This is a genomic window from Streptococcus sp. 27098_8_99 (assembly GCF_041431935.1).
Taxonomy (GTDB): Bacteria; Bacillota; Bacilli; order Lactobacillales; family Streptococcaceae; genus Streptococcus; species Streptococcus parasanguinis_D.
Genome location: NZ_JAPVYQ010000006.1, coordinates 98,880 through 112,308, shown reverse-complemented (window position 1 = coordinate 112,308; position 13,429 = coordinate 98,880). Strand labels below are relative to the sequence as shown.

The following is a 13,429-nucleotide window of genomic DNA, read 5'->3' as shown; positions in this document are numbered from 1 at the left end:
GTCGAGCAAGACGCAGTGGTTGAGTGGGCTCTACTACGCTGATTTCATCAGCTTTTACAGCCCTACTCAACTGTGCGGAGGTGGGACGACGAAATCGAATTCTAACGAATTACCGATTTCTGTCCCACTCTCTTTTTTTAGAAATATTTGAGAATTGCTTGATAGTTATTTGAAAAGCAAGCTGTATACTAAGAGTGTAAAGAAAATAACTAGTCATTTGGACGAAGGAGAAAACCATGGAAAAAGTATTAGAAATTTCCCATTTGAGTAAAAAGTTCGGTCATCAATACGCCTTAAATGATGTGAATCTCACCATTCGCAAAGGCGACGTCTACGGCCTGATCGGTAAAAACGGGACTGGGAAAACCACCCTCATCAAGGTCATCACCCAGCTGATTCAAGAAACTGACGGAAGCGTCTCTCTCTTTTCTTCTACAAATCGCTCCCAGTGGACGCAAGCCCTAAAACGGGTTGGTTCCGTCATTGAGAGTCCTGTGGCCCACAAGCATATGACCGCTTATCAAAATCTGGTCTACTATTGCAAGGCTCGCCATATCCCAAATCCCGACCAGGTCATCAAAGAAACCTTGAACTATGTCGGCCTGAATAATACGGGTAAGAAGAAATTCCGTGATTTTTCACTCGGGATGAAACAACGGTTGGGAATTGCGATTGCGCTCATTGCCAAACCCGACTTCCTCATTTTGGACGAACCCATCAATGGTCTCGATCCAGTCGGAATCAAGGAATTCCGTCAGATGATCAAGCGCCTCAACGATGAACTTGGAATGACCATCCTCATTTCCAGCCACATCCTCTCCGAACTCTATCTGGTTGCCAATCGCTTTGGCATTGTCGACCAAGGACGCCTGATCAAAGAAATTAGCAAGGCTGAATTCGAAGAACAAGGAGAAGATTACATCATCCTCAAGACTAGCCAGCTAGCCCTTGCCAGTCAACTGATCCAGGATCAACTCCATCACCGTATCAAGGTCATCGATAAAGATGGCGAAATCCATATCTTCGGACAGACTCACGATATTAAGGTCATTGTCAAAGCCCTCGTGCAAGCGGATATTGACGTGGACGAAATCTACTATGCCCGCCAAGATCTGGAAAAATTCTTTACGGACTTGGTAGACTAGTCAAACCACCGTCTTGTATTACTTATCCCACTTATTTCATTTAGGAGATTTATCATGTTGCATACTATTCAAGCTGATTTTTACAGACTTTTTCGCTCCAAAGGTTTTTGGATCACAGAAGCCATTCTCGTACTCAACATCCTGTCTGGAGTCATCTTTGGAGCTACCGGCCACGTCGGCGTCAATACGGAATCCAAATTACCCCAAGCGACTGAAGTTTGGACGGGCTTTAAAGCCTTGACCAACTACTCTTCCAGCATCAGTGTGACTATCCTCTTTACCATTATTGTCATCACCTTGGTTCTGGGAACAGACTTAACGCAAAACTTATACAAGAATAGTCTGGCCTATGGCGTTTCGCGCACCAGCTACTACTTTGCTAAAAGCGCTGTTGTCCTGACCATTGCCCTCTTCCAATTTCTTGTTTCTTATGGTCTCGTCTTCTTGATCGCGACCCTCTACAATGGACTTGGAACCATGCCAGAGCACTTCCTTGCTCATTTTGGACTGACCGTGCTGATTCAGTTCCTTTCCACCTTGGCTTGGGTCAGTATCATTTCCTTCCTCCTTTACGCTAGCCAATCCATCACCTTGGCCTTCGTCGGCTACTTCATTGGAAATATCCTCTTAAGCCTTCCTGCGCTTTTCTTTAAAGATATTGACATTCTCCACTATCTAAACTTGGAATTCCAATATTCCATGGTCCAAAGTACGACAGCAACGAACAACACTCTCTCGATTGCCCTTGGATTCATCCTTGTTTTCGGCTTCCTAGGACTCGCTACTTTCAAACACAAAGATTTATAACAAAAAGGCTTGAGCGATGCTCAAGCCTTTTTTCTTAGTGTAATGGTCAAAACAAACCAATCTGCCTCTGTTGCCAGTTGCAAGTCGCCTCCTAAGATCTCTACAAAATTTTGAATAATGTAGAGACCCAAGCCAGAAGACTCTTCTGTATCCGACAGATTTTCTGAGTAGAAGCGACTAGCCAACTGGTCTAAGTGCTGGATCGGTTGTTGCACAATATTGCGCAGCTCGACCCGAATCGTGTCCTCATCCGACATCAAGGTCAAGCGGGCCTGATCCTTCCCATGCTTGAGGACATTGCTGAGCATATTTTGCAAGAGGCGCTCCCAGAGCTCTGGATCCGTAGCATAATGAAGATGCTCTTCTAGCTCTACCTCTAAGGCAATCCCCGCCTCAGACAGGCTGTCATAATACTGGAACAACTGCTGGGTCAGGACTTGGCTGAGATCGACGTCTGAAATCCGAGGCTGAATAGCTCCCTCCATCAAGCGTCTGTATTCCAAGAGAGATTCCAAACGTTTTGAGACGACTTGAAGATTGGAAGCAATTTTCTTCAGCTTTTCTTCTTCCTGCGTCCCTCCTTTGATGATTTGTTGGGTATAGCCCGATGCAATGGTCAAAGGCGTCCGAATATCATGAGCAATATTACTGATGGCCATATCCAAGGTCTTTTTCTCTTGAAAGGCAATCCGATTGGTCCGCTCGATCTGGTCAAAGAGATCACTGACCTGCTTGGTCAAGGCGACCAATTCTTTTTTTGAGACCTGAGAGGTCAGCCGTACCCCACTCCCATTTTGGAGCTTCTGTTGAATCTGTTCCTGCAAATCCTTTAAAGCAGAAAGCAAGCGAGCATAGCCCAAGCCCAAGAAAAGGACAAGGACGACTAGAATTAGAACCAATCCCCACATTACTTTTCTCCTTTCAAGCGAACACCCAAGCCCCAGACCGTTTCAATATAGTCCTCATCTGGATCAAGCTGGGCAATTTTCTTTCGAAGATTGCTTAATTGAGCATTGAGGGTATTGTCTCCAGGCAGATAAACTTCTTCCCAGACCGCCTCATACAATTCTTCTTTGGTAAAAATCTTCTTTGGATGCGCCAGCAAGGTCTCAAAAATTTGAAATTCTTTTTTGCCCAAGCGAAGCGTCTGTTCTCCGGACTCCAATTCAAAGGTTTCTGGATTTAAGACCAAATTCTTAAAGGATAGCTTTTGCGACGATTGAGCTTCCTGTGCTACCGTCGGTTGATTTCTCAACTGCACCGTCACCCGAGCCGCCACTTCGTCCAGATTAAAGGGCTTGACAATATAATCATTGGCACCTGCAAGGAGATACTGGCTAATGAGGTGTTTATCTCCCAGAGCGGTCATCATGATAACCGGTGTCTGACTCTGCAAACGGATCTCCTCAAGGACCTGGTCCCCATTTTTCCCTGGAAGCATGATATCCAGAAGGAGCAAATCAATGGCTTCTTGCTGGAAGAGCCGCAGCCCTTCTGTACCTGAAAAAGCTTGAAGGACCTCATGATCTTCACTTAAGAGACTGTATAAAATTTCTTGGATATCATTATTATCCTCGATTAATAAAATCCGTGCCACTTGCCTCGCTCCTTTTTTCTTTTCTTGCGAAATCAGTTCTATTCCCCTAGCCTATCAAATAAAGGGACCTTCGTCAATGAAAATCTGATAAAATTCTATTGTCCCCAGGTAGATCTGCATGTTAGGTCATCACAAGATGAACTTGACGATCCTTTCTTTCTAAGGGTATAATAGGACCAATGACACAATAGGGAGACTCATCTATGAAAAATAATGCTAAAACTAAAATCAGTCTTGTATCCATCCTTGTCATCCTGGGCGTTGCTGCAAGAATGATGCGAGTCATCCACCGCCAGCAAATCAGGGAGCAAAACAAACAAACCATCCAAACGACTAAAAAGGTTGCAGAGTTTCAGAAAACACTAGACGAGGAAGAAACGAAGAAACGGAACGAAACCTTCAACAAGATTTATAATGAATCCCTTGTTCGGAATAAGTTTGAGAATTGGCAAAAAGTCGATGAACTCCATGGTTTGGGACAAAGAACTGGGCAATTTTATATCTATAACTTTGAAAAAAAAGAAGAGATTCTCTTAGAGAATACAGATCAAGCATTTGTTCTGCCCATTCGAGACAAGAATCATAACGTCACATTTGAGGCCATCTTTGCCCATAAGGACGGCCAGTGGCATATCCTAGATCCAGACGGAAGTTCACAATTGCAACTAGGAGCAGCCGACATTTCCGCTGAATCTAAGTTTGTCATCGAGAACAATGTCTTAGATTACGACCAGTAAATCCGTAAGTACTTGGCTAAACTACATACAAAAAGCTTAGGACCCCAGCTTGTGGTTGGGATTCTATGCTTTTTCGTTTATAGGAGAAAGTCGGCCAGCAGGTACCGAAAACTTTTATTCAACAGAAGCCCCATTTGTCGCAATGACTTCTTTGTACCAATAGAAGGATTTCTTACGTGAGCGCTCCAAGCTTCCCTTGCCTTCGTTGTCCCGGTCGACATAGATAAAACCGTAGCGCTTCTTCATTTCTCCTGTCCCAGCAGAGACCAGGTCAATACAGCCCCAAGTCGTATAACCCCAGAGGATAACGCCATCTTCGTTGATGGCCTCCCGCATGGCCTTGATGTGAGCAGCCAGGTAATCAATCCGGTAGTCATCCTCAATCTCACCGGCTTCATTCGGGGTATCAACGGCGCCTAGTCCATTTTCTACGATAAATAGAGGCTTTTGATAGCGATCCCAGATGGTGTTGAGGGTAATGCGGAGACCAAGAGGGTCAATCTGCCAACCCCATTCCGAGCTTTCTAGATAGGGGTTCTTCAGAGAGGCAAAGATATTGCCCGCTGTCTTCTCCCTTTCAGCTGGATCGCCCGAAGCGACCCGACTGGCATAGTAGGAGAAGGAAATAAAGTCCACTGTATGGTCTTTCAACAATTGAAGGTCCTGCTCGGTCATCTCGACCGTGATTCCCTGACGCTCCCACTCTTTCTTGGCATAGTTAGGGTATTCCCCACGCGCCTGCACATCGATGAAGAAATAGTTCTTGCGGTCTTCTTCTAGACCAGCCCAGACATCTCGTGGAGCACAGGTATGCGGATAGTTTTGCCCAGCCGCCAGCATACAGCCGACCTTATTGTTAGGATCAATCTCATGGGCTAGCTTGGTAGCAATGGCTGAAGCGACCAACTCATGGTGAGCTGCCTGGTATTTGACTTGCTCCTCATTCTCCCCTTCTTCAAAGCAGAGACCCGCTCCCATAAAAGGCGCATGGAGGATCATATTGATCTCATTAAAGGTTAGCCAGTATTTGACCAAGCCCTTGTAGCGAGTGAAGAGGGTCCGGCAGAGACGTTCATAACATTCCAACATCTTACGACTGCGCCAACCTCCATACTCAGTAATCAAATGCATGGGACAGTCAAAGTGGGTAATGGTCACCAAGGGCTCAATGCCATACTTGTGGCACTCCTTAAAGAGGTCTTCATAGAACTGTAGACCTGCTTCATTCGGCTCTAGTTCATCTCCTTTAGGGAAGATCCGAGACCAGGCAATGGACAAACGATAGGTTTTAAAGCCCATTTCCCCAAAGAGCGCAATGTCTTCCTTGTAGCGATGGTACATATCAATGCCATCTTTAGCTGGATAAAAATAGCCTTCTTCAAAGTCGAACATCTTTTTCTGACCCGTAATAATGGCGTGCCGATCAGGCCCAATCGGCACCACATCCACATTAGCCAAGCCACGGCCGTCTTCATTATAAGCTCCCTCACACTGGTTAGCAGCCGTCGCCCCACCCCAAAGGAAACCATCTGGAAATTGAAGTTTGTCGGTCATCTCTCTACCTCACTTGATTTGATAGTTCTATTATACCCTTCTCTTTCCCAAAAATCCTACAAGATCCTATGAAAAACTGAACCTATTCTAAGGTAACTCCTACACTTGGGAACATAAAAAGACCGGATAACTCCGATCTTTTTATGTTCCACTCCAAGAACGTTTAAATTTTTTGATAATAGAATTACCTACTTCATACGATAAAAATCAAGCACTAGTCCGGAAGGGCCTTTAACTAGCAGGCTTTCAGTTCCCCAATCGGTTACAACTGGACCGTTTAAAACCTGGATACCAAGCTCTTTCAATCGTTTGTAGTTCTGGTCTACATCTTCAACCTCGACATGAAGAATGATTCCTGACTGAAAGTTTTCCAAAGGAACCAAATGATTTTGAGACAACATGAGACAGTGACTGCCAATCGTAAACTGAGCAAAACTGTCGTCAACATAATCGGCTTTTTTATCAAAAATACGCTCCAAGTCGGCACAGACTTGGGGAACATTTGAAACAATAATATCCAATTGATTTAAATTCATTTACTGTCCTCCACAAAAAGACCGGATTGCTCCGATCTTTTTAAGTTCTGCTCTAAGAAAATCAAAGAATAAACAAGGCATCGAACCGCAGGCAGTACTGGAGTACGGCAAGGTGAAGATAACGCAGTTTACATTTGATTTTCGACGAGCAGGATTATTTGATTGCGCGTGATTGCAACCCTTCTTCTTCCAAGAAGAGGCGGAATGGTACGAGTTCTTCTGCTTCGTATTTTTCCTTGAAGGCTTTGATTGCTTCTTCTGAGTAAAGTTTTGGATCCAACTCAAGAACTTCTACTGGAAGTGGACGATGTGGAGTGATGCGAGCATCGATGACAACTGTCTTACCTTCTTTGTTCAATTTAACAGCTTCAGCAACGACTGCGTCGATGTCTTCGATACGGTCAACTGTAAATCCAACAGCACCTTGTGCCTCTGCAATTTTAGCATAATCAGCGTTAGGGAAGTCACAACCAAACAAATGTTTGTTTGTGTCTTCGTATTTGTCCTTGATGAAGGCATATTTACCATTTGAGAAGACAACGTTGATAACTGGAAGGTCGTATTGAACGTTTGTGATAACGTCTGGGTAGCACATGTTGAATGCACCGTCACCCATGATGTTCCATACTTGGCGATCTGGATTGTCTTTCTTAGCAGCGATACCACCAGGAAGGGCAATACCCATTGTCGCAAAGAGTGGAGATGTACGCCACATGTTCTTAGGTGTCATGTGAAGGTGACGAGTAGATGTTTGAGTAGTGTCACCTACGTCGATTGAGTAGATAGCGTCTTGATCAGCATGTTTGTTGATTGCATTGTAAACTTGATACAATTGCAATTCACCCTCAGTTTTACCTTCGAGTTTGTTCATGTAATCACGCCAGTTTTGGTTGTTCTTCACGTTTGCACGCCACCATGGAGTAGATTCAACTGGGTTCACTTTGTCGAGGATAGCTTGTGCTGCTTGACCTGCGTCACCAAGGATTGAAGCGTCAAGGGCGTGACGTTTACCAAGTTTGTAAGGGTCAATATCGACTTGGATGAATTTTTCAGTGTTCTTGAATGCTTCGTAAACTTCAGCAAATGGGAAGTTTGAACCAAGGAAAAGAACTGTGTCTGCTTCAAAGACCACTTCGTTGGCTGGTTTCCAACCAACACGGTAAGCAGAACCTGTCAAACCTTCATAGTTCCATTCGAAAGCTTCGAAGTTTTTACCAGTTGTGATGATTGGTGCTTTGATTTTACGTGACAATTCAGTAATCACTTCACCAGCTTTAACACCACCGTAACCAGCATAGATAACTGGACGTTCAGCGTTGTTCAAAATTTCAACAGCTTTGTCGATTTCAACTTCGTTCAAAGCAGGAGCGATGAATGAACGCTCGTATGAACCTGATCCGTAGTATGAGTTTTCGTCGATTTCTTGGAAACCAAAGTTTACTGGAATTTCAACGACAGCTGGACCTTTTTTAGAAACGGCAGCACGGCAAGCTTCGTCAATCACTTTTGGCAATTGCTCTGCGTAAGCTACACGTTTGTTGTAAACAGCGATACCGTTGTACATTGGGTTTTGGTTCAATTCTTGGAAGGCATCCATGTTCAATTCGTTAACTGGACGTGATCCAAGGATAGCAAGGAATGGAGTGTTATCCATAGCTGCATCGTAAACACCGTTGATCAAGTGAGTTGCACCAGGTCCACCTGAACCAACTGCAACACCGATAGATCCGCCAAATTTAGCTTGCATAACCGCTGCAAGAGCACCTGTTTCTTCGTGGCGAACTTGCAAGAAACGGATATCTTTGTCCTCAGCCAAAGCGTCCATCAATGAGCTAAGTGTTCCTGATGGGATCCCGTAGATCGTGTCTACGCCCCATGTTTTCAATACATTAAGCATTGCTGCAGATGCAGTAATTTTTCCTTGAGTCATTCTAACTCTCCTTTAATTCTATTTTGATCCCTTAAAATGCAGCATAGCGCTTCTACTTCATCTTTGCGATCATCTCGCCTTGAAAATGAGTTTTTTCTGACTTTTCTCATGAAAACGATTTACAAAACGATTACAGTATTAATTTATCACAAAGAGATTCACATGTATAAGGATCTGCTCAGAGATGCTCAATCCCTATTCCATAACAGATGCTCTTTTTGAGAAATTTTCACAAACTATCCTACAATAGGGTATTTTACTATAGTTTTATACCTATCCCTTTTCCTTGTCGTTCTAGGAAAAAGAGAAAAAGAGTGATACAGAATTCTGTACCACTTCTTATTTTCATTAATCAATCTTTGCGACATTGAGGAGCAGAGAGCTAGTCAAAACAGACACAGAACTAAGGGCCATAGCAAGACCTGCTAGTTCTGGATTGAGGGTCAATCCCAGTCCTACAAAGACTCCAGCAGCAATTGGAATCCCAAGGATATTGTAGATAGAGGCCCAGAAGAGATTGAGTAAGATGCGACGGAAGGTCTTTTGACTCATGTCAAAGGCGCGCACAACTCCAAGCAAATCATTTTGCGTGAGCACGATGCCACCGGACTCGATCGCAATATCCGTTCCAGATCCCATAGCAATTCCGACATCGGCGATCGAAAGAGCTGGAGCATCATTGATCCCATCTCCCACAAAGGCTACCTTACTGCTTTCTTGCAGTTTTTGGATGGCGCTGGCTTTTTCTTGAGGGAGCACATCAGCGATCACGGTATCAATGCCCACTTGCTTAGCAATAGCTTGGGCCACCCGTTCATTATCCCCTGTTAACATGACCGTTTTCAAGCCCCGTTCTTTGAGCTTTTTGATCGCTTCTTTTGAGCTGGCCTTCGGAGCATCTTGAATGGCAATCAAGCCAATCACTTGCCCATCCACAGACAAACTGATCACTGTTTTGGCCTGCTCTTGCAACTCTACCATCCGTTTTTCAAGCTCCGGATCCATCGCTGTCCCGTCATGAAGTTTGCCATTTCCCAAGGTCACCAACTGCTGGTCGATCTGACCTTGGACCCCTTTTCCTTCGATCGCTTGGAAGTTTTCCACAGGGGTTAGCACCAAACCTTTTTCTTCTGCTCGTGATAAGACCGCTTGCGCTAGGGGATGTTCTGAAAAAGTTTCAAGACTAGCAGCCAGTGTCAAGACACGCGCTTCATCTCCTACAACATCGGTTACAAGTGGTTGGCCAATGGTAATAGTCCCTGTCTTATCAAACACAACGGTTTGAATCTTTTGCACTTCTTGAAGAACGGTTCCATTTTTAATCAGAACCCCCATCTTGGCACTACGGCCGGTTCCGACCATCAGGGCAGTCGGCGTCGCCAAACCAAGGGCACAAGGACAGGCAATAATGAGGACAGAGACTGCATAGAGCATGGCCTCTTGAAGCGACGCGCCCAGAAGCACGGACCAAACCCAGAAAGTCGCAATGGCCAAAATCGTCACCACTGGAACAAAGATACCTGAAATCTTATCCGTTAAATCTTGAATAGGAGCACGACTGGATTGGGCCATTTTGACAAAGTCCACAATTTGAGATAAGAGGGTCTCACTACCGACTTTTTCAGCCTTAAAGAGAATGGTCCCATTGCTGTTGATAGTGGAGCCGATCACTGCATCACCAACTGATTTTTCCACAGGCAAGCTTTCACCTGTCACCATCGACTCATCAATGGTCGTACTTCCTTCTACAATCGTCCCATCAACCGCAATCTTTTCCCCAGGACGGACCCGAATCAAGTCATCAATTTGGATATCTTCTGCCGCCACCTCGACATAGTTCCCATCACGGAGAACTTGAGCCGTTTTTGCCTGCAAATCCAACAACTTTTCCACAGCCTCGGAGGCATTGTTACGCATCCGTTCCTCAAAGATTTGCCCTAAGAGGATAAAGAAGATGATAAAACCCGCAGCCTCAAAGTATACTGGCTGACCAGTAAAAAGGGCAAATACACTATAGACATAGGCTACCAGGGTTCCAAGAGCTACCAAGGTATCCATATTGGAATGGTGCTTCTTAAATGAGGCCCAGGCACTCTTGATAAAAGGAACTCCTGCCACTAGCATAATCGGCGTTGTCGCTAGAAAAGTCCCCCAGCGACTGACTGGATGGGATACAAATCCTGCCATCATCCCGATCATCAAGATCAATAAGGGAAGGGTAAAGATACTAGTAATCCAAAAGCGACCCAGTAAACCTAAGACACGACGGCGTTTTTCCACAACCGTGTAGGAACCCTTTTGCATCTTCATTCCACATGAAAACTCGAAGTCCCCTGTTTCTGTCGGGGTAAAAGATATGACCTTATCCACACCGACTTCCAAAGGCTCTAAAATCCCCTGATCTTCAAACAAAATTTCCTTGTAACAGCCGGAAGGATTGACCCGATGGAAGGTGATTTCAGCAGGGATCCCTTTTTGAAGTTGAAATTCCTTTGGACTATAGCCTTTTTCTGCTGTAATACGGATCTTTTGCACTCCGTTTTCCACAACTGCTTTTTGTTTTTCTACCATACCTACTCCTTTATTCCACAATCATGTGACCATGCATCATGTTCATTCCACATGAATACCCATATTCGCCCGCTTTTTCTGGCGTAATTTCAATGACATGTTTTTCACCTAAAGGCAAATCTTCATGAACGCCAAAATCTGGAAAGATCACTTGGTCAAGACATGAAGAGGGATCCTTGCGATTAAAGATGATCCGGGCTGGAACATTCTTTTTCAGGACAATGGTTTCAGGCGAATAGCCCCCCATAACTTCGACTTCAATTTCTTGATAACCTGATTTCTGACGAGCGTGGCCGCTTACCTTTTCATGCTCTGCAAAGAACCACCAAGCAATAAAAGCAACCCCAAGTAAACAAACAATACTAATTAACAATCCAAACATGGAATTTCCTTCTTTCTATTACATACAATTGCAAGGGACTGTTTCGACAGCCTCTGCTTTCTTTTCTTCCAGGACCTGCTGCAGCTGATTAAGATCTGCAAGCGTAAAGTCACTCTCCTGAATCAAGTTTTCAAGCACCTGGACAATTCTTTTTGAGCAAACCTTGTCTTTCACATCCTCAACCACCAAGTCTAAACTTTGGTCCTGCTTCAACAAAGCCGAGTAGACAAAGGCTTTGCCAGATTTTTCTCTGGTCAGACAGCCTTTCTCCACCAAGCGCGTCAAGAGGGTCTTGATGGTCGAATTCGACCAGTCAAAGCGCTCGGACAAGACGCCGATCAAATCCGTGCTGGTCTGCTTGCCTTCCATCCAGATAATCTTCATGATGCGCCATTCCGCATTGGAAATTTGCATGGCTTCTCCTTTCTAAATCTACATTTGTAAATCTTATGATGCTATTTTACACCTAAGATTTACATTTGTCAACCAAAAGTTTTAAAAAAAACAAATCTTCCTTTGAAGATTTGTCTGATTGGGCTTTTTTCGCTCCCTATTCTTTTCTCTATAACGTCTCCTGCAGAGCTTGGGCTAGAATGCGGTAACCAGCCACACTTAAATGAAGGCCATCTGTCGTATAGGCTTCTGCTAACTGCCCCACTTCATCCAATAAAGACGAGTACACATCGACATAGCTGACCTGGTGGTAGGCTTGGGCCAATTCGTGATAGGCCTGGTTAAGGGCTTGAATTTTTTCATTGGTCCGCACATAGACCTTTTGTTTGTAGCGCTCTTCTTGACTGACCGGTAGAACCGAGATCAGGTTGATGTGGGTAAGCGGAAAGTCCCGCATAATTGCTTGTAAGACCGCTTCTACATTGTCCAAGGTTTCCTTTTGAGGAATTTCTTTTCCGATATCATTGGTCCCGATCAAGAGAAAGATCTGATCCACCACCGTTCCAAAGACATGGGCGTCTAGATGCTTCCGAAGGAGATCCGTCTTATAGCCTCGCACTCCTCGATTGACCATGTGCTTGGGACTTTGTAATAGTTCATGAATGGGAAAATACTCTACGATGGAGTCTCCAATAAAGATCAAACCAGGCTCCTTCAGAGGGGCTTGATTGAGTTCCCGATAAGTTGTTACGATTTTCTCCTGCTCCTTTAAGAGCCAGTCTTCTAACAGTTGTACCGCCATCTACTTCTTTCCTTTCACTTGTTCCCAGGGGGTCAATCCTAGATACTCTTCGATCACCTGGTAGACACCACCTTCCTGATGGCTCGGTGCTAGGTGTTTGGCAACAGCCTTGACTCCTGCTTCTGCATTGGCCACCGCATAGGAGTGACCTGCCATTTCAAGCATTTCGATGTCGTTTCCGCTATCCCCAAAGGCCATGACCTGGCTGGCATCAAGCTGCCACATCTCCATTAATTGAGCCAGACCCCAAGCCTTGTGAATGCCTGCTTGTAAGAGATCCATGCTGCCAAAACCGCTCGAAACCGCCATGAGCTGATCTCCAAAAGCCCGCTGGACTTCTTGGCTCACTTGATCGAGACGATCCAAGCCAACCACCAAGCTCATTTTAAGCACCTGATCAAATAGATCTGCTGTCAATTCCGGAACAAACTTCATCCGCTTGTACAAGTCTTCAATCACTTCCGGCTGCATGAATTTCTCAACCTCTGTAAAGACCGTTCCTTCCTTGACAAAGCCACCATTGACAGCTGACACAACCAGCTGGTCTGAGATTTCCCGCCCCTTAAAATAAGCAAGAACCGCCTCTACTAGCTCTCGATCCCAGAATTTCCCAAGAATCATCTGATCATCCTCAAAAATCCGAGCTCCATTGGCTACGACCAGGGTCACCCGCTTGACCAAAGGACCCAAGAGCTGGCACATGCGATGGATTTCATTTCCCGTCGCAATGACAAAGCGAATCCCTTTTTGATCCAAGTGGTCCAAGATCCTTTCCAGACGCGGAAGATCCACCTCTCCTCGCTCATCTAATAAGGTTCCATCCATATCTGTTGCAATCAACTTAATCATACAATCTAACCTTTTCCCTTTCAAAGGGTGTAAATTATCTGGTTCCATTATACCACAGATCAAGCAAGTCAAAACCACCCGTGAAAACAGGTGGCTTCCTCTTGGGCTGAAGGTTGTTACTGATGG

General features: G+C 44.8%; 13 protein-coding genes. 3 read left to right on the top strand and 10 right to left on the bottom strand.

The window, feature by feature from the left end:
* Positions 1 to 236: 236 nt before the first annotated feature.
* Together O3605_RS05200 and O3605_RS05195 are read left to right on the top strand one after the other, a co-directional pair.
* On the top strand, positions 237 to 1,145 hold the full coding sequence (locus O3605_RS05200; RefSeq protein ID WP_021153839.1) for an ABC transporter ATP-binding protein: 909 nt from the start codon (positions 237 to 239) through the stop codon (positions 1,143 to 1,145).
* 54 nt (positions 1,146 to 1,199) lie between these two features.
* A complete protein-coding gene (locus O3605_RS05195) occupies positions 1,200 to 1,952 on the top strand; it encodes an ABC transporter permease (protein ID WP_021153840.1) in 753 nt (250 codons plus the stop codon).
* A 20-nt stretch (positions 1,953 to 1,972) separates the two neighbouring features.
* Here the strand turns inward: O3605_RS05195 and O3605_RS05190 are convergent, their stop codons facing one another.
* On the bottom strand, positions 1,973 to 2,860 hold the full coding sequence (locus O3605_RS05190; RefSeq protein ID WP_371585414.1) for a sensor histidine kinase: 888 nt from the start codon (positions 2,858 to 2,860) through the stop codon (positions 1,973 to 1,975).
* Positions 2,860 to 3,549, bottom strand: coding sequence for a response regulator transcription factor (locus O3605_RS05185; protein WP_371585412.1), 690 nt, complete (start codon positions 3,547 to 3,549; stop codon positions 2,860 to 2,862). Before O3605_RS05185 ends, O3605_RS05190 begins: the two co-directional genes overlap by 1 nt.
* A 203-nt stretch (positions 3,550 to 3,752) precedes the next feature.
* Here O3605_RS05185 and O3605_RS05180 point away from each other — a divergent pair, with 203 nt between their 5' ends.
* Positions 3,753 to 4,286, top strand: coding sequence for a hypothetical protein (locus O3605_RS05180; RefSeq protein WP_371585410.1), 534 nt, complete (start codon positions 3,753 to 3,755; stop codon positions 4,284 to 4,286).
* Between the two features lie 114 nt (positions 4,287 to 4,400).
* Here the strand turns inward: O3605_RS05180 and O3605_RS05175 are convergent, their stop codons facing one another.
* The 8 genes from O3605_RS05175 to O3605_RS05140 all read right to left on the bottom strand — a co-directional run bounded on the left by O3605_RS05175 (position 4,401) and on the right by O3605_RS05140 (position 13,303).
* Positions 4,401 to 5,840, bottom strand: coding sequence for a 6-phospho-beta-glucosidase (locus O3605_RS05175; protein ID WP_371585408.1), 1,440 nt, complete (start codon positions 5,838 to 5,840; stop codon positions 4,401 to 4,403).
* Positions 5,841 to 6,028: 188 nt separating this feature from the next.
* On the bottom strand, positions 6,029 to 6,376 hold the full coding sequence (locus O3605_RS05170) for a VOC family protein (protein WP_371585406.1): 348 nt from the start codon (positions 6,374 to 6,376) through the stop codon (positions 6,029 to 6,031).
* Between the two features lie 154 nt (positions 6,377 to 6,530).
* Positions 6,531 to 8,306: a pyruvate oxidase gene (gene spxB, locus O3605_RS05165; protein WP_371585404.1), complete on the bottom strand. Its 1,776-nt coding sequence runs from the start codon at positions 8,304 to 8,306 to the stop codon at positions 6,531 to 6,533.
* 348 nt (positions 8,307 to 8,654) lie between these two features.
* Positions 8,655 to 10,877 carry a heavy metal translocating P-type ATPase gene (locus tag O3605_RS05160; protein ID WP_254734804.1) on the bottom strand — a complete coding sequence of 741 codons (2,223 nt, stop codon included), beginning with the start codon at positions 10,875 to 10,877 and terminating at the stop codon, positions 8,655 to 8,657.
* Positions 10,878 to 10,887: 10 nt separating this feature from the next.
* Positions 10,888 to 11,259 carry a cupredoxin domain-containing protein gene (locus O3605_RS05155; RefSeq protein ID WP_371585402.1) on the bottom strand — a complete coding sequence of 124 codons (372 nt, stop codon included), beginning with the start codon at positions 11,257 to 11,259 and terminating at the stop codon, positions 10,888 to 10,890.
* An 18-nt stretch (positions 11,260 to 11,277) separates the two neighbouring features.
* The gene (locus O3605_RS05150) at positions 11,278 to 11,673 is read right to left on the bottom strand and encodes a CopY/TcrY family copper transport repressor (RefSeq protein ID WP_371585400.1); all 396 of its coding nucleotides are present in this window, start codon (positions 11,671 to 11,673) and stop codon (positions 11,278 to 11,280) included.
* Between the two features lie 148 nt (positions 11,674 to 11,821).
* Positions 11,822 to 12,454, bottom strand: coding sequence for an SGNH/GDSL hydrolase family protein (locus O3605_RS05145; protein ID WP_371585399.1), 633 nt, complete (start codon positions 12,452 to 12,454; stop codon positions 11,822 to 11,824).
* Entirely contained in the window at positions 12,455 to 13,303 is an 849-nt protein-coding gene (locus O3605_RS05140) for an HAD family hydrolase (RefSeq protein WP_371585397.1), read from the bottom strand. It lies immediately after the preceding gene.
* Positions 13,304 to 13,429: the final 126 nt, after the last annotated feature.